This window comes from Allobosea sp. BE125, from assembly GCF_031456075.1.
GTDB lineage: Bacteria > Pseudomonadota > Alphaproteobacteria > Rhizobiales > Beijerinckiaceae > Allobosea.
Map to the genome: position 1 here is coordinate 61,279 of NZ_JAVDTY010000005.1, position 24,397 is coordinate 85,675.

The following is a 24,397-nucleotide window of genomic DNA, read 5'->3' on the forward strand; positions in this document are numbered from 1 at the left end:
CCAAGAGCCCTGCCTTCGCTCCAAGAGCCATGCCCTGGCACAACGCCTCATGGCTCATCTTCATCGCCCACCTCGTCGATCACGGTGCGGGCGATCGCCATGCTGAAGCCAGCGCGTGCCAGCGCCGCCAGATCCTTCTGACGGCTGGCGGCGGGGTTGCCCCTTCCCCAGCGCCCGAGCCGCTTGCGTTTCGCGGCGATGCGCGCCGCGGCCAATTCGTCATCTGGTTCAGCCGCGCTAGCCTCGGCTGCGAGATCGCGCGTCACGCCCTTGGCCGCGAGCTTTGCCGCCACGGCTCGCGCGGACTGGCCTCGCCGGCGCAAGCTCGCCGCGCGCGCCTCGGCGAAACGACGGTCATCGACCAGCCCCGAGGCGACGCAGCGCGCCACCACTTCGTCGAGCAAGCTTGAGAACCGGCCGGGCTCGTCGCCATGGTGGCGGCAGCTCAGCACGACCTTGCGCTCCAGCACGCGGCGAAGCTGCGCCGCGGGCGCCGCATAGCGTTCGAGATAATGCATGGCGGCGCGTTGCAGATAGTCGGGCGTGATGCGACGTGGCGGCTTGCGCGCCTGCCGCTTGTCGCCATGGGCCATGTCAATCATCGTAGAAGCTGCAGCAGTTTCAGCCCGGCGTGTAATCCTGGTTGCAATTCCATGAACTCGGCTTTGCTCATGCGGCCGGAATCTGCGAGCGCGTAAAACCGCACCGCCAAATCGGCTGACGCGGCTTCCCTCTGCTCATCGCTCCATTCTCGTTGCCAAAGAGGATCATCGCGATCGCGCACCACAACCGGGAGGATCAGCCGCTTATCGCTATCGATGATCAACGGAACGCACCAGGCGGCGGGGCGGGTCTCCATTTCTCGAACTCGTCGCAGCACCACTACACGTTGCGCTAGTCGGCCTTGCGCTTCAGCTTTTGTCTCGGCTTGCAATTGCGCATCACTTGGCGTGCGCCACCCGATATCCGAAAGCATGCGATCGAATCGCGAGATTTGACGCCCAGCATTCCTGTCGAGCGCCCAGCGCTGCCATGGCGACAGGTAGTACCGAAAATACATGATGTCGAAATGCGTTTCGCCGCGTGCACGCAGGCCTGCGATCATCGCCGCGACACTGTCGCCGGAGCTGGCATGCTGGGCGTTGCGGTCACCGATCTTATACCAGGCCGGCCCGGTCAGGCGCCCGAACGCCAAGGCGGCAAAAGCATCGTCCTGCAAGGCCCGTACGAAATCAGGCGATGCAGCAAGATCAGCCTCCAGGTGGTCGGAGCTTTCCGCGTCAATGATCGGCGGCTGATATCTCGGTTGAAGGGAATAGTTGCGCTGTGCGTTATTTTTGCCTTGAGCGCGATGGAGCGCATCGGCCCGCCCTTGCCGCTTCAATACATAACAGGCCTGCTCCAGAACCAACCGGCAGATCTCGCAGCGCCATTTCTTCGCCACGAGCATCAATCCGCCCCTGGCTTCGTCCGCCCCGCCTTGATCGAGGCGCGCTTGTCCTTGGAGACCAGCCGCCTCTCCTTCGAGGCCTTGGTCGGCTTCGTCGGCCGGCGCGTCTGCGGGCGGACCGCCGCCGCCCGGATCAGCTCGAGCAGGCGTTCGCGCGCCTCCTCGCGATTGCGTTTCTGGCTGCGCTGCGCCTGCGCCACGATGACGATGACGCCATCCTGCGTCAGCCGGCTGCCGGCGAGCTTCATCAGGCGCACCGCGACGTCGTTGGGCAGCGAGGGCGAGCGCCGGATGTCGAATTTGAGCTGGACCGCACTCGACACCTTGTTGACGTGCTGGCCGCCTGGGCCAGAGGCGCGCACGAAGCTTTCCTCGAGCTCGCTCTCGTCGATGGCGATGGACGGGGTCACTTGAATCATGGGACGAGGCTATCTCACTTCACGGAGATTTGCAGCGTTGAAGCCTTCCCGCGACATCGCCCGCCTGATCGAGATCATGGCGGCGCTCCGCACGCCCGGCACAGGCTGCCCCTGGGATCTGGAGCAGGACTTCGCCTCGATCGCGCCCTATACGGTCGAGGAGGCCTATGAGGTCGCCGATGCGATCACGCGCGGCGACAGGCTCGACCTCAAGGACGAGCTCGGCGATCTGCTGCTGCAGGTGGTCTACCACGCGCAGATGGCGGAGGAGGAAGGCGCTTTCGCTTTTCCCGACGTGGTCGAGGCCGTCACCACCAAGATGATCCGCCGGCATCCGCATGTCTTCGGCGATGCGCGCGATCTGTCTCCCGCCGAGGTCAAGGCGCTCTGGCACAGCATCAAGGCGCAGGAAAAGGCCGAGAAGGCCGCAGCAAGGCAAGCAGCCGGCCTGCCCCAGCAGGTCGAGGACAAGGGCGTGCTGGCAGGTGTCACGCAGGGCCTGCCTGCCCTCAGCCGGGCCTGGAAACTCCAGGCCAAGGCCTCGACCGTCGGTTTCGATTGGAACGACGCCAGGCTCGTGCTCGACAAGGTCCGGGAAGAGACCACCGAGATCGAGGAGGCGCTCGCACTGGGCGACAAGGCGGCGATCCGCGAGGAAATCGGCGATCTGCTCTTCGTCGTCGCCAATCTCGCCCGCCATGTCGATGCCGACCCGGAAGGCTGCCTCCACGCCGCCAACGCCAAGTTCGAGCGCCGCTTCAAGGGCATCGAGGCTGCGCTGGAGGCTCAGGGCCGCCACGCAAAGGACGCCAGTCTCGAAGAGCTGGAAGCGCTCTGGCAACAGGTCAAGCGCGCGGAGAAGGCATCGCCGCCCGGCACAGGCTGAGGCGCGAGGCCGGCCCTGGCCACTCGCTATGTCAGATTCAGGCCGCTATGTCAGATGCAGGCCGCCATCGACATCGAGAATCACCCCGGTGACGAAGGCGTTTGCCATCAGGAAGAGCACCGCATCGGCGACCTCATCGGGCTGGCCGGGGCGGGCGAGCGGCGCCTTGCCATAGGACGCTTCAAACAGGCCGGCCGCCTTGTCGTCCCACCAGCCCGTATCGATCACGCCCGGCGATACCGCATTGATGCGGATTGGCGCCAACTCCCGGGCGAGAGTCACGACCATGCGCTCGAGCGCGCCGTTGACGGCTGCGAGCCCCGAGGTTCCGGGATTTGCCAGCCGCGACGAAGCCGCCGTGATGAAGACCATGGAGCCGGCGGGTTGAAGCGTCGGAAGCGCCGCCTGGGCTGCGTTCCATTGCGCCCAGAACTTGGCTTCGAAGCCGGCGCGCAGCCCGTCGCCGTCGAGTTCGCGAAACGCTCCGGCCCCGCGACCGCCGGAAGCCGCCAAGATCAGGTGGTTGAAAGGCCCAAGCCTCTGAAAGAACGCTGCCAAAGCCGTGCGATCCTGGGCGTCGACGATTTCGCCACGCGCTGACGGTCCGATCGTGGAGACTGCGGCCTCCAGCTTCGTCTTGTCGCGTCCAATGATGACGACGCGCGCGCCTTGCGAGGCCGCCAGCCGCGCAACGGCCAGGCCAATCCCGGAAGAGCCGCCAATCACGACAACCGTTTCACCCGCGCCAATCATGCGATGTGCTCCTCGACCAGAACAACCCATTGAGCATCCACAGCTAGGACGCCAAACCTGCCTTGATCTGCGCAATGAATGCGTGCTTCAGCGCGTTGTACTTTGCCCGCCCTTCCGGCGCCGCCGCGATGGCGCGCTCCTTCTCGGCGAGATAGGTCAAACGCAACGCAGAATCCGTCCGGAGCGCATCCCTGAAGGCAAGGTTCGGGCTCCAGTGTTCGCCGAGATACTCGACCACATGGACGAGATGCGTTCGCTCGGTTAAATCCCGGCCACGGCCAAACATGTGGTTTCCGGGAACGCCCGCATTCGGCGCATAGTCGTAGCCGAGCTGTTCCAGCGGAGCCCGGCACTTCGCCCAATCGTCGAACGGCGCGACGCCGACGAGAATATCCAGAATGGGTTTGGCCCGCATCCCGATGATCGATGTCGAACCATAGTGTTCGATGCCCTTGGCCGTGTCGCCGAGGGCATCCTCGATCCGCTTGCGCTCCTCGCGAAATGCGATTTCCCAATCAGAGTCGTAGTCGACCAGGACGTTCACATTGTGCTTGAGTCCGAGCATTACCCTAGCCTCGATCAAGCCTGCGCATCGAAGAGAAGAATCGGCAGGCGCGACCTGTCATCTCAATTTTTCCGCTCCGCCTCCGGGAACCGCGCGCCAAAGGCCCCTTCCCGCTCAGGAGGCAGCCGCACGACGAGGCTCAATGCTCCGTCCTCTGCATCCGCCCGCTCCAGGATTTCGCCATTGGCGTGCAGCCAGGCAAGCGATTTACCGTCGCCGGGCGCCAGCACCAGCCGGTAGACCGGCCGGCTCCTGGCGATGCGCGTCTCGATCGCGTCCGTCAGCCGGGCGATGCCGTCGCCGGTCAAGGCCGAGACCAGCACCGGCCGCGAGGCCTCGGGCTTCAGCGCGACGAGGCCGAGCTGGCGCTCGCGTTCCGGCCCATCGAGCAGGTCCGACTTGTTCCAGACCTCGACCACGCGCTGGCCGTCATCGGGATCGATGCCGAGATCGCGCAGGATGCCTTGGACGTCGGCTGCCTGGGCCTGGGTGTCCTCATGCGCCACGTCGCGGACATGCAGCAGCACATCGGCCTCGATCGCGTCCTCCAGCGTCGCGCGAAACGCCGCGACGAGCTGCGTCGGCAGGTCCGAGATGAAGCCGACCGTGTCCGAGAGCATGATCCGCGCGCCATGCGGCAGCTTGATTGCGCGTGCGGTCGGATCGAGCGTGGCAAACAGCATGTCCTGCGCCAGCACCTCGGCCGAGGTCAGCCGGTTGAACAGCGTCGATTTTCCGGCATTGGTATAACCAACCAGCGCAACCACGGGATAAGGCACGCGTTTACGGCTGACGCGATGGAGTGAACGGGTCCGCTTCACGCTCTCGAGATCGCGCTCGATCTTGGTCATGCGCTCCTGGATGATGCGCCGGTCCGCCTCGATCTGCGTCTCGCCGGGGCCGCCGAGGAAGCCGAAGCCGCCGCGCTGGCGCTCGAGATGGGTCCAGGACCGCACCAGCCGGCTCTTCTGGTAGTTGAGATGGGCAAGCTCGACCTGCAGCGTGCCTTCGCGCGTGCGCGCCCGCCGACCGAAGATCTCGAGGATCAGGCCGGTGCGGTCGATCACCTTGCAGCCGAAAGCTTTCTCGAGATTGCGCTGCTGCACCGGCGACAACGCGCAATCCATCACGACGAGGCCGATTTCCTCGATCTTGATGCGCTCCGCCAGCTCCTCGACCTTGCCCTTGCCGAGATAGGTCGCGGGGCGAAACGCCGTGAGCAGAACCTGGATCGGCTCGATGACGGTCAGGTCGATGGCGGCGGCGAGGCCGACAGCCTCATCGAGCCGTGCCGCGAAGGAGCGCTGATTCGTGTCAGCGCTGCCCGCGCCGCCGCGGCGCTGCGAATAAGGCCCCACGACATAGGCGCGGGTATTGGCCGCGATATCGCGTTCGATCTCGTCGAGCGGCTTGACGGTCGTCTCGGTCTCGTCTGCCCCGTCGCGACCGGCCATGAGGCTCAGGCCTTGTCCACTTCCTCGGGCTCGAACAGCTGCACGGGATGGCCCGGCATGATCGTCGAGATCGCATGCTTGTAGACGAGTTGCGAATGCCCGTCGCGCCGCAGCAGCACGCAGAAATTGTCGAACCAGGTAACGACGCCCTGCAGCTTCACGCCGTTGACGAGGAAGATCGTCAGAGGAATCTTCTGCTTGCGAACGTGATTGAGGAAAGTGTCCTGAAGGTTTTGTGCCCGCTCTGCGGCCATGGGTAGCCCCTATTGTTGGGATCGCTCATCGGGTTGCACCCGCGATCCATTTCGTTTCGTTCGGGGTCTCACACTGAGCGCACCGCTTCGAAACACCGATCCTGCATTAGATCGTCGTGTTCTATGACAAAGCAAGTGTGATGCCGCATCCTATTTGCGCATGACGCCTGCGTATCGTGCAGACGGATATGCAATCAGCGCCTAGCCGCCGCTCAACCGACCCCGAGCGACTTCAGCTTGCGATGCAAGGCCGAGCGCTCCATCCCGATGAACTCGGCGGTTCGCGAGATATTGCCTGAAAAGCGTGCGATCTGGGCGATCAGATATTCGCGCTCGAAGATCTCACGCGCGTCGCGCAGCGGCAGGCTCATCAACCGTTCGCCGCCCGAACCGGACGGCGTCGTCGGCACCATGGCGCCGACCTCTGCCGGCAGCATCTCGACCGTGACGTCCGCCGTCGGGTCGCCCTTGGTCAGGATCATCAATCGCTCGACATTGTTGCGCAGCTCGCGGACGTTGCCGGGCCATTCATGCGACTGCAGCACCGCCATCGCGTCCGAGCCGATGCGCCGCTTCGGCAGGCCGGTGGCGACCGAGATCTGGTCCATGAAGAACTCGATCAATTCCGGCACGTCCTCGCGCCGCTCCGACAGCGCCGGCACCTTGACCGGCACGACGCTGAGGCGGTGATAGAGATCCTCGCGGAACTGCCCCTCGCTGATCAGCTGCGCCAGATCGCGGCTGGTCGACGAAATGATCCGCACATCGACATGCACGCGCGTCGCACCGCCGACACGCTGGAAATTCTGGTCGACCAGCACGCGCAGGATGCGGTTTTGCGTCTCGCGCGGCATGTCGCCGATCTCGTCGATATAGAGCGAGCCGCCATGCGCTTCCTCAAGCGCGCCGACGCGGCGCGTGCGGCCCTCTCCGCCCTCGACGCCGAACAGCTCCTCTTCCATCGTATCGGGCGTGATCGTCGCCGCATTGATGACGATGAAGGGCGCCGAAGAGCGGCTGGACGCCTCGTGCAGCGTGCGCGCCGTCAATTCCTTGCCACAGCCCGGCTCGCCGCTGATCAGCACGCGGGCATTGGTGGGGGCGACGCGTTCGATCGTCTGGCGCAACTGATTGACCACGGTCGAGCGGCCGACGATGCGGCTCGCCTGCACCGAGCCCTTTTTCAGCTCGCGGACCTCGCGCCTGAGCCGCGAAGCCTCCAGCGCCCGCTCGGCCACCAGCACGAGGCGGTCAGCCTTGAACGGCTTCTCGATGAAGTCATAGGCGCCGCTCTTGATCGCCGAGACAGCCGTCTCGATGTTGCCGTGGCCCGAGATCATCACCACCGCGAGATCGGGATGGCTCTCCTTGATCAGTTCGAGCACCTGCAGACCGTCGAGCCGGCTGCCCTGCAGCCAGATGTCGAGGAAGACGAGGTTGGGCCGGCGTGCAGCGATCGCCGCGAGCGCCTCATCGGCGGAGCCCGCCTTGCGCGTGCGGTAACCCTCATCCTCCAGCAGGCCGGCCACCAGCTCGCGAATATCGACTTCGTCGTCAACAACCAGAATATCGGCGCTCATACGGCAATTCCATTTCGCTTGTCTCGGGCGTCGGACGCGCTCGTATCGCGGCCATTCGCAGTCTCGTTGTCCGGATCGTCAGTGGGGCCGGTTTCGGGGAACCAGAGCCGGACCCGCGCCCCGCGCCGCCCCTCCGCAGCGTCGGGTCGGTCGAGAAGCTCGATCCCGCCGCCATGGTCCTCCAGAATCTTCCCGACGATCGCCAGTCCCAGCCCGGTGCCGCCCTCGCGCGTCGTCATATAGGGCTCCAGCAGCTTCTGGCGCTGGTCGGCCGGCAGGCCCTTGCCGTTGTCGATCACGTCGATGACGATCCGACCATCCTCATAACGCGCGAACGCGACCTCGATCTGGCCTGGGCCACGCGTCTCCATCGGCACGGCCTCGATCGCCTCCGTCGCGTTCTTGATCACATTGGTCAGTGCCTGCGAGATCAATCGACGGTCGAACTGGGCCAACACTGGCGCCGCCGGCAAGTTCTCCGAGATTGTCAGCTCGGGGTTGCCGACCCGCATCAGGAAGACGATCTGGCGCACCGTCTCGACGATGTCGTCGCGAGACAGCGACGGTTTGGGCATGCGGGCGAAAGAGGAGAATTCATCGACCATCCGCCGGATATCCTCGACCTGGCGGACAATGGTGGCGGTGCACTGATCGAAGATCTCCTTGTCCTCGACGATGACGCGGCCGAACTTGCGACGGATGCGCTCGGCCGAGAGCTGGATCGGCGTCAGCGGGTTCTTGATTTCATGGGCGATACGGCGCGCGACATCGGCCCAGGCGGCCGTGCGCTGCGCGGAGACCAGATCGGTGATGTCGTCGAGCGTCACCACGAGCCCGGCGCCCGCCCCCTCACCTTCGCGGACTGCGCGGACATTGACCATGCGGTCGCGCCCGGCGCGGGTGATCGCGACCTGGCCGGCGCTCTGCCGCTGGCGCCCATGCAGCGCATCGCCGACGAAGGCGGCGATCTCGGGAGCGACCTGTGCGATCGGCTCGCCGAAGACCCGTCCGCCAGTGCCGAGCAGCCCCTCGGCGGAGCGGTTGATGATGGTGATATGGCCGTCGCCATCGAGACCAACGACGCCCGAAGAGACGCCCGACAGAACCGTCTCGGTAAAACGCCGTCGTCGGTCGATCACCTCGCTCGCGGTCACCAAGCCATCGCGCTGCCGGCGTAGCTCCGCCGTCATCTTGTTGAAGGTCTCGCCGAGATGGGCAAGATCCCCCTCCGATCGTCGGATCGGCACCTGGACATAGAAATTGCCGCTGGAGACCTGGTCGGTCGCATGGATCATCCGCCGGATCGGCGCGACGAGGCCGTTGGCGAAGCTGAGACCGAGCCAGATCGCCGAGAGCAGCAGGATCACCGCGATCAGCCCGTACATCGAGGCGAAGGCGATCTGCACGCCCTTTCGCCGGGCGTCGATGGCGAGATATTCGACCGCCGCTCCGCGCGCGACGGCGGGAAACTCGACTGCGAGCGGATCAACCTCCCGAGCGATGTAAAGAAAGCCGTTGTCATAGGTCGGCAGTTTGACGAGAGCGCCAAAGATCCGGCTGGTTTCGGGCACGACGCAGATCGGCTCCGGGGCCGATTGCGCGTCATCGAACGCCGCCTGGTCCGGCTTGGGCGCATCGCGCAGAACATCGATATTCGCCCGCACCAGCACCTTGTCGGGCGGGCTCATGATCGCCGCCACCGGCACGCCGAGAGCTGTTGCGCGCGCTGTCAGGAAGTTCTCGAACCATTTGCGGTCGACATCGAAGGCAGGCTTCGCGCGTGCCAGATCGTCAGCGAAGATCCGGATCTCGCGCCCGAGCGACTTGCACTGTCCCGCGGCATAGGCATCGGCGACCTCGACCGATTTGAAGATCGCGTCGCGCATCCGGTCGGAGAACCAGGGCTCCAGCCCGCGCTCGATGGTCACGGTCGCGATCACCGCGACGAGAATCGCAGGCAATGTCGCGATGATGCTGAAAAGACCAACGATTCTGACGTGAAGGCCGGCTGCAGCGGCGCCGGCTCGCCGCGCCCTGATCAACACCGCCGTCTCGAAGGCGACGATGACGAGCAGCAGCAGGATCAGCAGGGCGTTGAGGATGAAAACGCCGACGACCACCTCATGGACCGGGGCGATCGGCGTGACGCCCGAGAGCACCAGGAAGGTGACGAGTGCCGAGACAAGCGCGAAAACGACGACGACCGCGCCGAGCCAGCCCGACACACGACGTGGCGGATCCTCCCCACGCGGCATGATTCTGACATCGCTGATCGAGGCTGACACGGTTCTTCGACAACTCCGGTGCAGCAAGCGCGGACGGACATCCAAGCTTGCGGGCGGCATAGATGCGCCGCCGCAACGGTGTTGTCAAAATGCGACATATGAAAGGCGGCGTGGCCGCCCCTGCAGAAGTCTCAGCGCGGCGAGCGCACGACCTGCATGTCCAATTCACGAATCTTCTTGCGCAGCGTGTTGCGATTCAGGCCGAGCAATTCGGCGGCGCGGATCTGATTGCCCCGCGTCGCGGCCAAGGCTGCGGCAATCAAAGGCGGTTCGACCTCGCGCAGAATACGGTGATACAGGCCGGGCGGCGGGATATTATCGCCGAAGCCACCGAAATACTGGTTGAGATGGCGCTCGACCGAGCCTGACAGCGTCTCGGCCCGCTCGGGCGCCGTTCCGCCCGAGAAGCTCGTCGTCGGCGAAGCCGGCTGGAGCTCCGCATCGACGATCGGCGCCGTGATCGTCTCCTGCGGATAGAGCGCGGCAAGCCTGCGGACGAGATTCTCAAGCTCGCGGACGTTACCGGGCCAGCGATAGCGCCGCATCACGTCCATCGCTTCCGAATCGATCTGCTTGTGCGGCAGCCCCTCCTTCTCGACCAGGGAGAAGAAATGGCGCGCCAGATCCGGAATGTCCTCGACGCGCTCGCGCAAAGGCGGCAGGCGGATCGGCACCACGTTGAGCCGGAAGAACAGATCCTCGCGGAACAACCCCTGCGCGATAGAGATGCGCAGATCCTTGTTGGTCGCGGCTACGATGCGGACATTGGTCTTGATCGGCGTCCGGCCGCCGACGGTGGTGTATTCGCCCTGCTGCAGCACGCGCAGCAGGCGCGTCTGAGCTTCCATCGGCATGTCACCGATCTCGTCGAGGAAGAGCGTGCCGCCCTCGGCCTGCTCGAAGCGGCCCGACGACCGCGTCAGCGCGCCGGTGAAGGCGCCCTTCTCATGGCCGAACAGCTCGGATTCGATCAGGTCCTTCGGGATCGCGGCCATGTTGATCGCCACGAATGGACCGTTCTTGCGCTTGCCGTAGTCGTGCAGCGCCCGCGCGACCAGCTCCTTGCCGGTGCCGGACTCGCCGTTGATCATCACGGTGAGATCGATCGGCATCAGCCGGGCGAGCGCGCGGTAGACATCCTGCATCGCCGGCGAGCGGCCGATCAACGGAATATCGTCAGGCTCGGCCGCATTGGCCCTGCCACCATCGCCGCGCGGCCGCGACAAGGCGCGTCCGACGATGGCGACGAGCTCCTTCAGGTCGAAAGGCTTGGGCAGATACTCGTAGGCGCCGCGCTCGGAGGCCTTGATCGCCGTCATGAAGGTATTCTGCGCGCTCATCACGATGATCGGCAGTTCGGGGCGCACCCGCTTGATGCGCGGCAGCAGGTCGAAGGCGTTGCCGTCGGGCATCACCACATCGGTGATGATGAGGTCGCCGAGGCCCTGCGCGGCCCAGGTCCAGAGCGTTGCCGCCTGGCCGGTGGTCCGCACCTCATATCCGGCCCGGGCAAGGGCTTGATTGAGGACGGTGCGGATCGCGGCGTCGTCGTCCGCGACGAGAATGTTACCGGTCGGCATTCACTATGGTCCTGTAGGCCTTAAACTGTCTGCCGCGCCCGGGGCTGGTGCAGAGGCAGCAGAATTCGAAACGTCGTACGGCGAGGAACGGATTCGCATTCGACGATTCCGCCGTGATCGCCGATCACCTTGGCAACGAGTGCAAGTCCAAGGCCACTGCCTTGCGCCTTGGTGGTGACGAAGGGATCGAACAGATGCGGCAGCAGGTCCGAGGGCACGCCCGGCCCGTTGTCGCGAATGCCGATCTCGAGCGGCAGGGCGATCCGGCCTGGCGAGCCGGCGAGCTGCATGCGGATGCCTGGCCGGTAAGCGGTCGTCAGCGTGATCTCGCCATCGATCGATTGCGTTCCAATGGCTTCAGCCGCGTTCTTCATCAAGTTCAGCAAGACCTGAACGAGCTGGTCGCGATTGCCGGCCACCGGCGGCAACGACGGATCGTAGACCTCGTTGAAGCGGATGTGGCGCGCAAAGCCCGATTGCGCCAGCCGTTTCACATGGTCGAGCACGTCATGCACATTGACGGCATCGCGCTCGCTCGGGCGCTCGTCGCCGAAGAGCTCGACCCGTTCCACGAGCTTCACGATCCGGTCGGTCTCGTCGCAGATCAACTGCGTCAGCATGCGTTCGCTGTCGGGGACAGAAGCCTCAAGCAGCTGCGCCGCGCCGCGAATGCCCGATAGCGGGTTCTTGATCTCATGGGCCAGCATGGCCCCCAGCGCTGTGATGGAACGCGCTGCCCCTCTATGGGTCAGCTGTCTGTCCATTTTTTCAGCAATTGTCCGTTCTTGCAGCATAAGAACGACGGCATCGCTCTGGCTGGACAAAGGAGAGGCAAAGACATCGACCACGCGATCGACGCCGAGACGGGGTGAGCCGAGGTCGAGCCGATATTCGCTGACGCTCGCTCCGCGCCGCTGCACCTCCTCCACCAGCGCCAGCACCGGCGAGCCAAAGGCGATCAGATCGTCGATGCGCTGCCGCTTCAACACGACGGCGCTGGACTGGAAGAAGTCCTCCGCGGCCGTGTTGGCGTAGAGGATGCCATGGCCCTCGCCGATCACGACGACCGGCATTGGCAGCACGTTGAGGGCCTGCATCTCGATCGGATCGAGCAGGAAATCGTCCCTGCCCCGTCCGCCGCCATCGAAAAACGCCATTGCCATACGCAACACCTTTCGGTCAGGCCGCAGCGCGGCTGAGCTCCGGAGAAAACAGTCGCGTCAATGCGCCGAGCACCAGATGCGGATCGTCAGAAGTCAGCAGCGCGCGCCGCTGCTCGGGGTCGGGCATGCCGCCGCTCGCCACGGCCTCGTCGGCATAGGCCGCCAGATGCTTGCGGGCATGGCGCACGCCATGGGCAATGCCCATCAGGCTGAGCAGCCCCTCATAATGGTCGCGCGCGATGGCGAATTTCTGGCCAAGGCCGAGCTGCGGGGACGCCCGCCCGGCAAGCGCAGCGCCGATCTCGCCGACCAGCCATGGTCTGCCGAGCGCGGCACGGCCGACCATCACGAAATCGGCCCCCGATTGGGCAAGGCAGTTGCGCGCATCATCCTCGTCATGGATGTCGCCATTGGCGACGAGCGGAAAATCACCCTGCTCGCGCACCGCCCGGATCGCGCCCCAATCGGCGACGCCCTTGTAAAATTGCTGCCGGGTCCGGCCATGCACCGTGATCATCGACGCGCCCGAGGCGACGGCGCGGCGCGCCAGCTCCGGCGCATTGCGCGAGGCATCGTCCCAGCCCAGCCGCATCTTGACGGTGACGGGCACGCTCACGGCCTTGACCGCGGCCTCGACGAGCCCGATCGCATGGTCGAGATCGCGCATCAGAGCCGAGCCCGCCCAGCCACCCGTGACCTTCTTGGCCGGGCAGCCCATGTTGATGTCGACGATCGCCGCGCCATTGGCCTCAGCCAGTCGCGCCGCCTCGCCCAGCCAATGCGGATCGCAGCCGGCAAGCTGGACGACATGGGGAGAGACGCCGGCCCCCTCGGCGCGGATGCGCGCCTCCTCGCTGCCCCTGACGAACTCGTCGGAGGCGACCATCTCGGAGACGACGAGGCCTGCACCATGGCGCGCCGCGATCCGACGCATCACGATGTCGGTGACACCCGACATCGGCGCCAGGAAAGCGCGCGAAACGGGAGCGACGTCCGGCAGGATCGCTACGTCGGCGCTCGAATTTGAGGCAACTTCCATTATGCATATTTATTGGACATTGCTGCGAGAGCGCAAGAGGTCTCGGAACATATTGCAGTGCATCATCGCCGCACCCTTGCCGCATGGCTTGCCAAGCATCTCGCCTGCGGACTTGGCGATCGCGCGCCGTGCCACTATCACCCAATCCCTGCTGGACTATTGCCCCTGCTGGACCATTGCCCGTGCTCACAAAAACAAGCAGCCGCCACGCAGCCGTCGCCGCCTTGGTCGTCGCCGCCGGGCGCGGGCTGCGCGCCGGCGGAGACCTGCCCAAGCAATATCGCGCCCTTGCGGGCCGGCCAGTTCTTGCGCAGGCGCTGACGCCTTTTTTGGCTGACGCTGCGATCGATCATGTCGTGGTCGTCATCGGATCAGGCGACGATGCACGCTATGCCCATGCCGTCGCCGACCTGCCTGCTGGAAAACTGCTCTCACCAGCGCAAGGCGGCGCAACACGGCAGGATTCCGTGCGCCTGGGCCTGCAAGCCCTTGCCGCCACCGGCTTTGACGGCATCGTGCTGGTCCATGACGCCGCCCGCCCCTTCGTCACCACTGCGCTCATGCGCCGTGCGGTCGACGCGCTCCAAAGCGAGATCGCGGCCATCCCCGCTTTGCCGGTGACTGACACGATCAAGCGCCTCGATGGCGATGGTCGCGTCGCCGAGACACCGCCCCGCGATACGCTCGTCAGCGTGCAGACGCCCCAGGGGTTCCACTTCAAGGCCTTGCTCGCGGCTCATGAAGCCGCTGTCGCCGCCGGCCTGTCGGGCTTCACCGACGATGCGGCTCTGATGGAATGGGCAGGACATCCTGTGAAAACCTTTCCCGGAGACCCAGCCAACGTGAAGCTCACCCATCCGCAGGATTTCGATCGCTCCCAGGGCGCGCCTCTTCATGTGCGCGTTGCCACCGGCTATGACGTCCACGCCTTCGGCGATGGCGACCATGTCTGGCTCGGCGGCGTCCGCATCGCGCATGATCGCGGCGTGCTGGCGCATTCCGATGGCGATGTCGCGCTGCATGCCTTGACGGATGCGCTTCTCGGCGCGCTGGCCGAGGGCGATATCGGCACGCATTTCCCGCCCAGCGATCCGCAATGGAAGGGGGCTGCCTCCGCGCAGTTCCTGGCCTTCGCGTCAGAGCGCGTCAGGCAGCGCGGCGGGCGCATCGATTTCCTTGATCTCACTATCGTCTGCGAGGCGCCCAAGGTCGGCCCGCATCGCGAAGCGATCCGCGCCGCGATCGCCGTCGCCGCCGAGATTCGCATCGATCAGGTCGCCATCAAGGCGACCACCTCCGAGCGTATGGGCTTCACCGGGCGCGGAGAAGGCCTGGCCGCCCTGGCGACCGCCACGATCCGCTTGCCGGAACCGGAGTAAAGCCATGTTCGACACCGAGATCACCAAGCTGGCAACCGAGGTGCTCGATGCCTGCCGCAAGGCTGGGCTCACCGTCGCGACCGTCGAATCCTGCACGGGCGGCCTCATCGCCGGCGCGCTGACCGCGATCCCCGGTTCTTCCGATGTCGTCAATGGCGGGCTGGTGACCTATTCAAACGCAGCCAAGAGCGCGCTCGCCGGCGTGCCGGCCGAATTGATCGAAGTCCATGGTGCGGTCAGCGAGCCGGTTGCGCGCGCCATGGCCGAGGGCGGCTGGATGCGGCTTGCCGCCAGCCTCGCCATCGCCGTCACGGGCGTGGCCGGCCCCGGTGGCGGCAGCGCGGAAAAGCCCGTGGGGTTGGTGCATTTCGCTTGTGCAGGGGGCCACGTGACCATGCATCGCGAACAGCGTTTCGGACCTCTGTCACGCGACGAGATTCGCCGTCTGACGGTCGTCACGGCACTCGACATGCTGCGTGAAGCCGCGCGCGATGCGGTCTGACGCGATCGTCAGGCCTGCTCAATGCGAGAACTTGCGCCAGATCGCACTGACGATATCGGCGTAGTCGTCGCGCCAAGGCCGAGCCGTATCGGGACCATTCTGCTTGATCCAAGCCTTGTCGCTGGCAAGCGGGCCGACATCCGCTTGTTGGCGCGCAACGATAGCGACCTGCGGCGAAATCTTCATTTGCGCAAACATCTCAGCTGTCTGCCCTGGTTCGCGAATCCAGGTCGTCAGTCCTTGCACGCGCGCTGTCGCCGTCACCACAGGGCCCAGTTCCATATTGCGATTAGAGGTGTGGAACAGCACGACCCCGTTTGGCTTCAGCTTGGTCAAATATAGCGCGATCGCCTCCCTCGTCAGCAAATGGACGGGAATGGCATCGGAAGAAAAGGCATCGACCACGAGCAAGTCGAGCAAGCCGTTCGGAGCGTCCCCGAGCGTCAACCGCGCATCGCCGAGGACGAAGGCGGTCGCCGGTGCGCAGGCGCTGAAGAAACTGAAGCGCGTGGGGTCGGTCGCGATCCGCACGACATGGGCATCGATCTCGTAGAAATTCCAGTCTTCTCCAGAGTGGATTTGGCAGGCGAGAGACCCTGTTCCCACCCCGATGACCGAAACCTTGGCGAGTGTTCCGCCACGCGCCTGACGCACGGAGTCGATTCCGTCCGCAATGGCGCCGCCGCTGAAATAATATGTCAGCGGCTCAGGCTTGCCGATGACCATGGCTCCATCCGGCTCACGCAGTTTCTGCGCTCCATGCATCGTGCTGCCGTGGAACAGCATGCGGAAGCGGCCATCATCGCTATAGAAGATGCGATTCACGCCGAAGAAGGACCGCACGGAATCGGTGCGCTGCTGTTCGCGCAACACGATCCCGACAAAGCCTATCGCGACGACGGCAGCGATTGCGCCGCGCATCCAGCCGGTCAGCTTGATCGACGTGAAGCCGGGGCGGCAGAGCAAACCGGCGATGACCAGCACTGGGTATTCGATGATGGAGTTGAAAATGATCGGCGCAAGCAAGCCACTGAACAGCCCGCCGAACACACCACCAATCGACATCCAGAAATAGAATTGCGTGAGGTTGGCTGCGTCCGGCCGGCGTTTGGCCAATTCGCCATGCGCCACCATCGCCGTCAGGAAAAACAGGCCGAGATGCAATGCGAGGTAGAACCCCCAACCCAGATCCGGGTTGAACGCGACCGACACGACAAATACCGCCGCCAGCACAAGTTGGGCATTGAGCATCCAAGCGTGAGGCAGGATTGGTTTGCGCTGGAAAACGATGACGAAAGTCAGCAGGAAGAGTGCGAGCGGCACCACCCAGAGCAGCGGAGCAGCGGCGACATCGGTCGAAACATGCGCCGTCACGGCAACGAGCAGCCCGGATGGCACGAACGCCAATACGGCCCAAACCAACTTCTCCCGCATAGCAATCGCCGTTTGCGGCAGCTTTACTTGGATACCTGCGGTCTCGGCGGCAGACTGACCGAGACCCAACCCTGCGCAGGCTGCGATACCGGCAAGCAGCAGCCCAAATCCCCAGGCCCATGACGAAGCCTGACCGGACAAGGCGAGGAAGGGCTCGATAGCAAAGGGATAGGCGATCAGAGCGAGGAAACTGCCGACATTCGAGGCCGCGTAAAGAAAATACGGATCTTTTGCATGAGCGTGTCCCGTACGGGCAAACCAAGCCTGCAATAGTGGGCCATTGGCCGAGACGGCGAAGAAAGGCAGGCCAACGGACATACCGAACAACGCAAGGAGCCAGGGAATTTCGCCATCCGAAGGCGGCCGATCGAAGCCCGGCGCGACGCCAATGGGTAACGCGAACAGCAACACGACAACCATGAGGCTGATGTGGATCAGCGCAGCCTGGCGGACAGTGAAACGGCTGACGAGCCAATGCGCATAGCCATAGCCGGCAAGCAGCACCGTCTGAAAGAACACCATGGCGACAGACCAGACGCCTGGAGAGCCGCCTAGTCGCGGCAATACCATCTTGGCAAACATCGGCTGGATGCCGAAGAGCAGGAAGGCGGAGAAGAAGATCGTTCCCAGATAGACCGGCAGGGTCGTTGCCAGGCGGCGAGCTTCTATTTGGCTCCCGGCCTGTATCTGTGGCGCGTCCATGACAGCTCCCCTAGCAACCCAGGGAAACAATGCCGCAAACTGTTTAAGGCCCGATGATCGCTGCCGCGGTCCTGCCGCGCCCATAGACGACGTCGGCCCGGCGCTCAAAGGCTTCGGCAAATTTGCGGAAGGCTTTGTCGAACATCGCGCCCATCAGCAGGCCGAGCATGCGGCTGGCAAATTCGTAGGAGATGAAGAAGCCGACCTCGCAGCCGCCCTCGCCTGGCTTGAAGGTCCAGCGGTTCTCCAGATAGCGGAACGGCCCGTCGACATATTCGACCAGGATCTTGAGATTGATCGGGTCGAGCGTCACCCTGCTGGTGAAGGTTTCGCGGATCGCCTTGTAGCCGACGCTCATATCGGCGAGCAGAACCTCGCCGCCGCCCTCACGCGGCGTCCGCTTGCGCACCGTCAGCCCCTCGCAGAGCGGCAGGAACTCCGGGTATTTCTCGACATCGGCGACGAGCGCGAACATCTGCTCGGGCGAGTGCTTCACCCGGCGGGCGTTGTTGAACATCGGCATGGTGGCGCGCGCGTCCTCAGCCGAGCTTCGCGGAGCGTGCGGCGCGCAACTTGGCGAAATCCTCGCCGGCATGATGCGAGGAGCGCGTCAGCGGCGTCGAGGACACCATCAGGAACCCCTTCACATAGGCGATCGCCTCAAACCCCTTGAACTCCTCGGGCGTGACGAAACGGATCACCGCATGGTGCTTGCGCGACGGCGCGAGATACTGGCCGATGGTGATGAAATCGACATCGGCCGAGCGCAGATCATCCATCAGCTGGAGGATCTCGTTCCGCTCTTCACCCAGGCCGACCATGATGCCGGATTTGGTGAAGATCGTCGGGTCGAGCTCCTTCACCCGCTGGAGCAGGCGCAGTGAATGGAAATAGCGCGCGCCGGGCCGCACGGTCAGGTATTTGCCGGGCACCGTCTCGAGATTGTGGTTGAAGACATCGGGCTTGGCCGCGACGACGACCTCCAGCGCGCCGGGCTTGCGCAGGAAATCGGGCGTCAGGATTTCGATCGTCGTACCCGGGGAAGCCTCGCGGATCGCGCGGATGACGCGGGCGAAATGCTCGGCGCCGCCATCCTTGAGATCGTCGCGGTCGACCGACGTGATGACGACATGCTCCAGCCCGAGCTTGGCGACGGCTTGCGCTACCTTATGCGGCTCGTCCTGGTCGAGAGGCTGCGGCACGCCGGTCTTGACGTTGCAGAAGGCGCAGGCCCGCGTGCAGGTGTCGCCCATGATCATGAAGGTGGCGTGCTTCTTCTCCCAGCACTCGCCGATATTGGGGCAGCCGGCCTCCTCGCAGACCGTGACGAGCTTGTTCTCCTTGACGATCTTCTGGGTCTCGGCCCATTTCGGCGAGCCCGGCGCCTTGACCCTGATCCAGTCCGGCTTGCGCAGGATCGGATTCTCGGCACGCTTCTGCTTCTCGGGATGGCGCAACTCCGCGGCCGGCGCCGGGGCTTCCGCCTTGGGATTGCCGATATTGGGTCGCGGATCGCGGTTCAGCAGATCGAGAACGAGCGCCATGCTCAAAAACTTCCATATATGTGGCGGGCTGGGGCTAACGCCCCCGCCTGCCCTCTAGCTAATCCGCCTTGAGGCGGACGACAACAGGCGCCGATGCCGCGTCAGGCTACAGGCTTGCGGAAGGCGTTCCAGACCACGATGACGATGACCGCGCCCGCGATCGCGGCGACGAGGGTGCGAAAGAAGCCGAAGATCGGGATATCAAGCAATTCCGCCAGCCGGCTGCCAAGGAACGAGCCGGCGACACCGACCAGCATATTGGTCAGGATGCCATGGTTGGAAGACGTGATGCGCTCCGCAATCCAGCCGGCAAGAAGACCGATAAAGATCGTCGCAAAGAAGCCGTAGCCGGGCTGCGCCGACATGGCGGCATTGATGGAGTCCATCGTCCTTGACCTTTCAGCTCATTGTGAAACGGGGCGGAAACGGAACCAACCTACGCAATTATCTGCAGTCACGCGATAAAGCGCGCCAGAAGAACCACAAGAATTGCGCCCAATACAGCCATGGCCATCTCGTCGAGAAAACCATGGCCGGTGCGCAGGCGCCAGCCGGTCAACCGCACCAGCCCCTGCCCGACCAGCATGCCGAGCACGCCGACGACGGCGTGGCGGACCAGCCCGCCACCGCCCACGATCAGGCTCGCTACGAAACCTGTGACGGTACCCAACGCGATCGTTGGCGCCAGCACGCGCCAGTCGAGCATCAAGCCGCCGCCGGGCGGCAGAATCTCGACCTTGTCGTCAGGGACGATCCGTTCGGGACCACGGGGTTTGCGGCTACGTGCGGTCATCGCTGCGATAGGCCGTCCCGTGTCGAGCGGATTGCGGAATCGAGCCTGATATCAGGCGATCAGCCGGGCTAGCAAAACCACGACGATCGCGCCGATCGTCGCCGTGATGATCTGCGAGACGAGCGGATTGCCGATGCCGAGATTGATGCCCAGAGCCGAGAGCAGGAAGCTGCCGACAAAGGCGCCGATCAGGCCGGTGATGATATAGCGGATCAACCCGCCACCGCCGACGACGATGCTGGCGAGCCAGCCTGCGACAAGACCGATGACGATAGCGACGATGATCGAACGCGTGTCCATGACGAGTTTCCTGCCCCTACCGGTCCGTTATTGGCCGGCATCTCCACAAGACGCGTGAACGCGCAATTCGATCTTCAATTCGGTCAGGCGTTCAGCACTTTGCCATAAGCGTCGAGCACGCTTTCCTTCATCGTCTCCGAGATCGTCGGATGCGGGAAGATGCTGTGCATCAATTCTTCCTCGGTGGTCTCGAGGTTCATGGCCACGACAAAACCCTGGATCAGTTCGGTCACTTCTGCGCCGACCATATGGGCACCGAGGAGCTTTCCGGTCTTGGCGTCGAAGATCGTCTTGACCAGACCGCTATCCTCACCCAGCGCCACCGCCTTGCCGTTGGCGACGAAGGGGAAGCGCCCGACCTTGAGCTCGTAGCCGGCTGCCTTCGCCTTGGCCTCGGTCAGGCCGACGCTGGCGATCTGCGGGTGGCAATAGGTGCAGCCCGGGATCATCAGCTTGTCCATCGCGTGCGGATGCAGCCCCTTGATCGCCTCGACGCAGATCACTGCCTCATGCTCGGCCTTGTGCGCCAGCATCGGCGGCCCGGCGACATCGCCGATCGCATAGACGCCCTTCACATTGGTGCGGCAGAAATCGTCGATGACGATGCAGCCACGATCGGTCTTCACGCCGAGCGTCTCCAGTCCGAGATTCTCGATATTGCCGACCACGCCGACGGCCGAGATCATCCGGTCGGCAGTGATGGTCTGCTTGCCGCCCTTCTCGTCCTCGATATGGGCGGTGACGCTGTCTGCACCCTTCTCGACCTTGGTGACCTTGGCGCCGGTCAGGATCTTCATGCCCTGCTTCTCGAAGGCTTTGCGCGCGAAGGCGCCGATCTCGGCATCCTCGATCGGCACGACCTGCGGCATCACCTCAACGACGGTGACCTCGACGCCCATCGTCCGGTAGAACGAGGCGAATTCGATGCCGATCGCACCCGAGCCCATCACGAGCAGCGATTTCGGCATTTTCGCCGGCACCATCGACTCGAAATAGGTCCAGATCAGCTTGCCGTCGGGCTCGATGCCCGGCAGCGCGCGTGGCCGCGCACCGGTCGCGATGACGATATGGTCGGCGGTATAGGTGCCCTCGCCCTTGGCCCCCTTGGGCGGCGGCACCTGCGGCTGCATGGCGGGCTTCTTGGTCGGCGCGACCGTGATCGTGCCGGGCTTGGTGAGCTTCGCCTCGCCCCAGATCACATCGACCTTGTTCTTCTTCATCAGGAACTGGACGCCGTTGTTCATGCGCGCAGCGATGCCGCGCGAACGCGCCACCACGGCAGCGAGATCGGCCGTGAACGTGCCTTCCAGCTTCAGGCCGTAATCCTTGGCGTGCTGGCCGTAATGCAGGATCTCGGCCGAGCGCAGCAGCGCCTTGGTCGGGATGCAACCCCAGTTCGAGCAAATGCCGGCAAGATGCTCGCGCTCGACGATCGCCGTCTTGAAGCCGAGCTGCGCCGCACGGATGGCGGCGACATAGCCGCCGGGGCCGGAGCCGATGATGATGACGTCATAGTCAGCCATGGTCAGGCTCCCATCAAACCAGCATCGCCATAGGCTTCTCGATATAGCCCTTGAAGGCCTGCATCAGCTCGGCTCCGAGTGCGCCGTCCACTGCACGGTGGTCGGTCGAGAGCGTCACCGACATCACGGTCGCGACCGCGAGCTGTCCGCCCTTGACGACGGCACGCTGCTCGCCGGCGCCGACAGCCAGGATCGTCGCATGCGGCGGATTGACGATCGCCGCGAAGTCCTTGACGCCGAACATGCCGAGATTGCTGACCGCCGTGGTGCCGCCCTGATATTCCTCGGGCTTCAGCTTGCGGTTCTTGGCGCGGGCAGCCAGGTCCTTCATCTCGTTGGAGATCTGGCTCAGCGTCTTGTGGCAGGCGTCCCTGATCACCGGCGTGATCAGACCGCCCGGGATCGAGACCGCGACGCCGACATCGGCATGCTTGTGCTTGAGCATGGTGTTCTCGGTCCAGCTCACATTGGCCTCGGGCACCGCGCGCAGCGAAAGCGCCAACGCCTTGATCACGAGGTCGTTGACCGAGAGCTTGTAGGCCGGCTTGCCGTCCTTCTCGGGCGCGGCGGCATTGAGTTCCGCGCGCAGCTTGAGCAGCGCGTCGAGCTCGCAATCGATCGTCAGGTAGAAATGCGGGATCGTCTGCTTGGATTCGAGCAGGCGGCGCGCGATCGTCTTGCGCATGCCGTCATGCGGCACTTCCTCGTAGGAGTCCGGCGCGAACAGCTTCTTGACCGCTTCGTCGGACATACCAGCAGCCAGTGGCGCTGCGGCCGGCTTGGGCGCCGCCACGGGAGCAGCGGACGGCGCGGCCTTGGCGGCTCCGCCGGCCTTCGCAGCCTCGATATCCTTCTCGACGATGCGGCCATGCGGGCCCGAGCCCTGGATCTTACCGAGATCGAGGCCCGCTTCCTTGGCGAGACGCTTGGCGAGCGGCGAGGCGAAGGGGCGCTCGCCGCTGGAGGCTGTCGGAGCAGCGGCGGCCTTGGGAGCCTCGCTCGCCTTGGGCGCCTCAGTGGCCGGCGCTGGAGCCGCTGCCTTGGGCGCAGCCTCGGCCTTGGGAGCCTCGGCCTTGGCCGGAGCGGCTGCCGCCTTCACATCCTCGCCTTCGGCCGCGATCACGCCGATGATCTCGTTGACGGCGACATCGGCCGTACCATCCGGCACCAGGATCTTGGCCAGGATGCCTTCATCGACGGCCTCGACCTCCATGGTCGCCTTGTCGGTCTCGATCTCGGCGATGATGTCGCCGGACTTGATCGTGTCGCCTTCCTTCTTGAGCCATTTGGCGAGATTGCCCTTCTCCATGGTGGGAGAGAGCGCGGGCATCAGGATGTTGGTTGGCATCGGTCAGCCCCTTCTCAGCGGTAGCAAACGGCTTTGGCCGCAGCGACGACCTCGCCGATATTCGGCAAGGCGAGCTTCTCGAGGTTCGCCGCGTAAGGCATCGGCACGTCCTTGCCGGTGACGCGGGCGACCGGCGCGTCGAGATAGTCGAACGCCGCCTCCATGATGCGCATGCCGATCTCGGCGGTGACGCCCGACTGCGGGAACCCCTCCTCGACCGCGACGCAGCGATTGGTCTTCTGCACGGAGGCGATGACCGTCTCGATGTCCATCGGCCGGATCGTGCGCAGATCGATGACTTCGGCCTCGATGCCCTCCTTGGCGAGCGCTTCGGCCGCGCCCAGCGCATAGGTCATGCCGATGCCGAAGGAGACGATGGTGACGTCTGTGCCCGGGCGCACGATCTTGGCCTTGCCGATCGGGACCAGGAAATCATCGCTCTTGGGAACCTCGAAGGTCCGGCCGTAGAGGATCTCGTTCTCGAGAAAGATGACCGGGTTCGGGTCGCGGATCGCGCTCTTGAGCAAACCCTTCGCATCCGAGGCGCTATAGGGCATCACCACCTTGAGGCCGGGCACGTTCGAATACCAGGCGGCATAATCGTGGCTGTGCTGGGCGCCGACGCGGGCAGCTGCGCCGTTGGGGCCGCGGAAGACGATCGGGCAACCCATCTGGCCGCCCGACATGTAGAGCGTCTTGGCGGCAGAGTTGATGATATGGTCGATCGCCTGCATGGCGAAGTTGAAGGTCATGAACTCGACGATCGGCTTCAGGCCGGTCAGCGCCGCACCAACACCGATACCGGCGAAGCCGTGCTCGGTGATCGGCGTATCGATGACGCGCTTGGCGCCGAATTCCTGCAGCAGCCCCTGGGTGACCTTGTAGGCGCCCTGATATTCCGCGACCTCCTCGCCCATGACGAAGACATCACCGTCGCGGCGCATTTCCTCGGCCATGGCATCGCGCAAGGCTTCGCGCACCGTCATGGTCGCGACCTCGGCACCTGCCGGGAATTCGGAGGAGGCGTCATAGGACTTCGCCTGAGCCGGTACGCTTGGTGATGCGGGGGCTACTGGCGCGGACTCGGCCTTGGCTTCCGGCTCGACTGGCTTCTCTGCCGGCTTGGCGGCAGCCGGCTTGCTCGCCGCGCTGACATCCTCGCCTTCGGCCGCGATCACGCCGATGGGCGTGTTGACCGCGACATTGTCGGTGCCGTCGGCGATGAGGATCTTGGCCAGGATGCCTTCATCGACAGCCTCGACCTCCATCGTCGCCTTGTCGGTCTCGATCTCGGCGATGATGTCGCCGGCCTTGACCGTATCGCCTTCGGCTTTCAGCCATTTGGAGAGCTTGCCCTGCTCCATCGTCGGCGAAAGAGCAGGCATGAGAATGTCGATCGGCATGAACGCACCCGGATTTCTGAAAGACGCGGGGATTGGGATTA

The 24,397-nt window shown here is 64.5% G+C and carries 25 protein-coding genes; 4 read left to right on the forward strand and 21 right to left on the reverse strand.

From position 1 onward, the window contains the following. Positions 1-47 precede the first annotated feature (47 nt). From J2Y55_RS13190 to arfB, 3 genes are read right to left on the reverse strand one after another with little or no spacing between them, the layout of a single operon-like run. Complete coding sequence (locus J2Y55_RS13190; protein ID WP_310153530.1) at positions 48-593, reverse strand: regulatory protein RecX; 546 nt, start codon at positions 591-593, stop codon at positions 48-50. A gap of 5 nt (positions 594-598) precedes the next feature. Further along, on the reverse strand, positions 599-1,450 hold the full coding sequence (locus J2Y55_RS13195; RefSeq protein ID WP_310153532.1) for a hypothetical protein: 852 nt from the start codon (positions 1,448-1,450) through the stop codon (positions 599-601). After that, entirely contained in the window at positions 1,450-1,869 is a 420-nt protein-coding gene (arfB, locus tag J2Y55_RS13200; RefSeq protein ID WP_310153535.1) for an alternative ribosome rescue aminoacyl-tRNA hydrolase ArfB, read from the reverse strand. The genes J2Y55_RS13195 and arfB overlap by 1 nt, the downstream gene beginning before the upstream one ends. Before the next feature lie 37 nt (positions 1,870-1,906). On the opposite strand from arfB, the gene mazG reads away from it, so the two are divergent. Next, the gene (mazG, locus tag J2Y55_RS13205) at positions 1,907-2,755 is read left to right on the forward strand and encodes a nucleoside triphosphate pyrophosphohydrolase (RefSeq protein WP_310153538.1); all 849 of its coding nucleotides are present in this window, start codon (positions 1,907-1,909) and stop codon (positions 2,753-2,755) included. 45 nt (positions 2,756-2,800) lie between these two features. Here mazG and J2Y55_RS13210 read toward each other — a convergent pair whose 3' ends face one another. The 8 genes from J2Y55_RS13210 to J2Y55_RS13245 form a co-directional block, all read right to left on the reverse strand. Further along, entirely contained in the window at positions 2,801-3,508 is a 708-nt protein-coding gene (locus tag J2Y55_RS13210) for an SDR family oxidoreductase (protein ID WP_310153541.1), read from the reverse strand. A 43-nt stretch (positions 3,509-3,551) separates the two neighbouring features. Next, a complete protein-coding gene (locus J2Y55_RS13215) occupies positions 3,552-4,073 on the reverse strand; it encodes a GrpB family protein (protein ID WP_310153544.1) in 522 nt (173 codons plus the stop codon). A gap of 62 nt (positions 4,074-4,135) precedes the next feature. Continuing rightward, positions 4,136-5,527: a GTPase HflX gene (gene hflX, locus J2Y55_RS13220; protein ID WP_310153549.1), complete on the reverse strand. Its 1,392-nt coding sequence runs from the start codon at positions 5,525-5,527 to the stop codon at positions 4,136-4,138. Between the two features lie 5 nt (positions 5,528-5,532). Then, positions 5,533-5,781, reverse strand: a complete 249-nt coding sequence (gene hfq, locus J2Y55_RS13225; protein WP_069691554.1) for an RNA chaperone Hfq — start codon at positions 5,779-5,781, stop codon at positions 5,533-5,535. Positions 5,782-5,993: 212 nt separating this feature from the next. Further along, positions 5,994-7,361, reverse strand: coding sequence for a nitrogen assimilation response regulator NtrX (gene ntrX, locus J2Y55_RS13230; RefSeq protein WP_310153553.1), 1,368 nt, complete (start codon positions 7,359-7,361; stop codon positions 5,994-5,996). Beyond that, positions 7,358-9,616, reverse strand: coding sequence for a sensor histidine kinase NtrY-like (locus J2Y55_RS13235; protein ID WP_310153555.1), 2,259 nt, complete (start codon positions 9,614-9,616; stop codon positions 7,358-7,360). Before J2Y55_RS13235 ends, ntrX begins: the two co-directional genes overlap by 4 nt. Positions 9,617-9,777: 161 nt before the next feature. Continuing rightward, positions 9,778-11,226, reverse strand: a complete 1,449-nt coding sequence (gene ntrC / locus J2Y55_RS13240) for a nitrogen regulation protein NR(I) (protein WP_103716763.1) — start codon at positions 11,224-11,226, stop codon at positions 9,778-9,780. 20 nt (positions 11,227-11,246) lie between these two features. Then, on the reverse strand, positions 11,247-12,323 hold the full coding sequence (locus tag J2Y55_RS13245) for a two-component system sensor histidine kinase NtrB (protein ID WP_310154343.1): 1,077 nt from the start codon (positions 12,321-12,323) through the stop codon (positions 11,247-11,249). On the opposite strand from J2Y55_RS13245, the gene J2Y55_RS13250 reads away from it, so the two are divergent. Next, on the forward strand, positions 12,270-12,425 hold the full coding sequence (locus J2Y55_RS13250) for a hypothetical protein (RefSeq protein ID WP_310154386.1): 156 nt from the start codon (positions 12,270-12,272) through the stop codon (positions 12,423-12,425). The two genes, J2Y55_RS13245 and J2Y55_RS13250, sit on opposite strands and share 54 nt — an antisense overlap. Here the strand turns inward: J2Y55_RS13250 and dusB are convergent. After that, on the reverse strand, positions 12,406-13,428 hold the full coding sequence (gene dusB, locus J2Y55_RS13255; RefSeq protein WP_310153562.1) for a tRNA dihydrouridine synthase DusB: 1,023 nt from the start codon (positions 13,426-13,428) through the stop codon (positions 12,406-12,408). The two genes, J2Y55_RS13250 and dusB, sit on opposite strands and share 20 nt — an antisense overlap. Before the next feature lie 182 nt (positions 13,429-13,610). Between dusB and J2Y55_RS13260 the strand changes: the two genes are divergently transcribed. Both J2Y55_RS13260 and J2Y55_RS13265 read left to right on the forward strand, forming a co-directional pair. Continuing rightward, complete coding sequence (locus J2Y55_RS13260; protein WP_310153566.1) at positions 13,611-14,807, forward strand: bifunctional 2-C-methyl-D-erythritol 4-phosphate cytidylyltransferase/2-C-methyl-D-erythritol 2,4-cyclodiphosphate synthase; 1,197 nt, start codon at positions 13,611-13,613, stop codon at positions 14,805-14,807. A gap of 4 nt (positions 14,808-14,811) precedes the next feature. Further along, on the forward strand, positions 14,812-15,309 hold the full coding sequence (locus tag J2Y55_RS13265; protein WP_310153568.1) for a CinA family protein: 498 nt from the start codon (positions 14,812-14,814) through the stop codon (positions 15,307-15,309). Between the two features lie 18 nt (positions 15,310-15,327). On the opposite strand, the gene J2Y55_RS13270 is transcribed toward J2Y55_RS13265, so the two are convergent. The 9 genes from J2Y55_RS13270 to J2Y55_RS13310 form a co-directional block, all read right to left on the reverse strand. Continuing rightward, positions 15,328-17,445, reverse strand: a complete 2,118-nt coding sequence (locus J2Y55_RS13270; protein ID WP_310153571.1) for a fused MFS/spermidine synthase — start codon at positions 17,443-17,445, stop codon at positions 15,328-15,330. Between the two features lie 43 nt (positions 17,446-17,488). Beyond that, positions 17,489-17,968, reverse strand: a complete 480-nt coding sequence (locus J2Y55_RS13275) for a type II toxin-antitoxin system RatA family toxin (RefSeq protein WP_310153573.1) — start codon at positions 17,966-17,968, stop codon at positions 17,489-17,491. 16 nt (positions 17,969-17,984) lie between these two features. Continuing rightward, on the reverse strand, positions 17,985-18,989 hold the full coding sequence (gene lipA, locus J2Y55_RS13280) for a lipoyl synthase (RefSeq protein ID WP_310153575.1): 1,005 nt from the start codon (positions 18,987-18,989) through the stop codon (positions 17,985-17,987). 101 nt (positions 18,990-19,090) lie between these two features. Continuing rightward, complete coding sequence (locus J2Y55_RS13285) at positions 19,091-19,375, reverse strand: GlsB/YeaQ/YmgE family stress response membrane protein (RefSeq protein WP_310153578.1); 285 nt, start codon at positions 19,373-19,375, stop codon at positions 19,091-19,093. A gap of 68 nt (positions 19,376-19,443) precedes the next feature. Next, a complete protein-coding gene (locus tag J2Y55_RS13290; protein WP_310153582.1) occupies positions 19,444-19,782 on the reverse strand; it encodes a GlsB/YeaQ/YmgE family stress response membrane protein in 339 nt (112 codons plus the stop codon). Positions 19,783-19,833: 51 nt separating this feature from the next. Continuing rightward, complete coding sequence (locus tag J2Y55_RS13295) at positions 19,834-20,082, reverse strand: GlsB/YeaQ/YmgE family stress response membrane protein (RefSeq protein ID WP_069691545.1); 249 nt, start codon at positions 20,080-20,082, stop codon at positions 19,834-19,836. Between the two features lie 83 nt (positions 20,083-20,165). Further along, positions 20,166-21,605 (reverse strand): dihydrolipoyl dehydrogenase, encoded by a 1,440-nt coding sequence (gene lpdA, locus J2Y55_RS13300; RefSeq protein ID WP_310153585.1) that lies wholly within the window; start codon positions 21,603-21,605, stop codon positions 20,166-20,168. 13 nt (positions 21,606-21,618) lie between these two features. Then, entirely contained in the window at positions 21,619-22,953 is a 1,335-nt protein-coding gene (locus tag J2Y55_RS13305; protein WP_310153590.1) for a pyruvate dehydrogenase complex dihydrolipoamide acetyltransferase, read from the reverse strand. Between the two features lie 14 nt (positions 22,954-22,967). Further along, entirely contained in the window at positions 22,968-24,356 is a 1,389-nt protein-coding gene (locus J2Y55_RS13310) for a pyruvate dehydrogenase complex E1 component subunit beta (RefSeq protein ID WP_310153593.1), read from the reverse strand. Positions 24,357-24,397 lie beyond the last annotated feature (41 nt).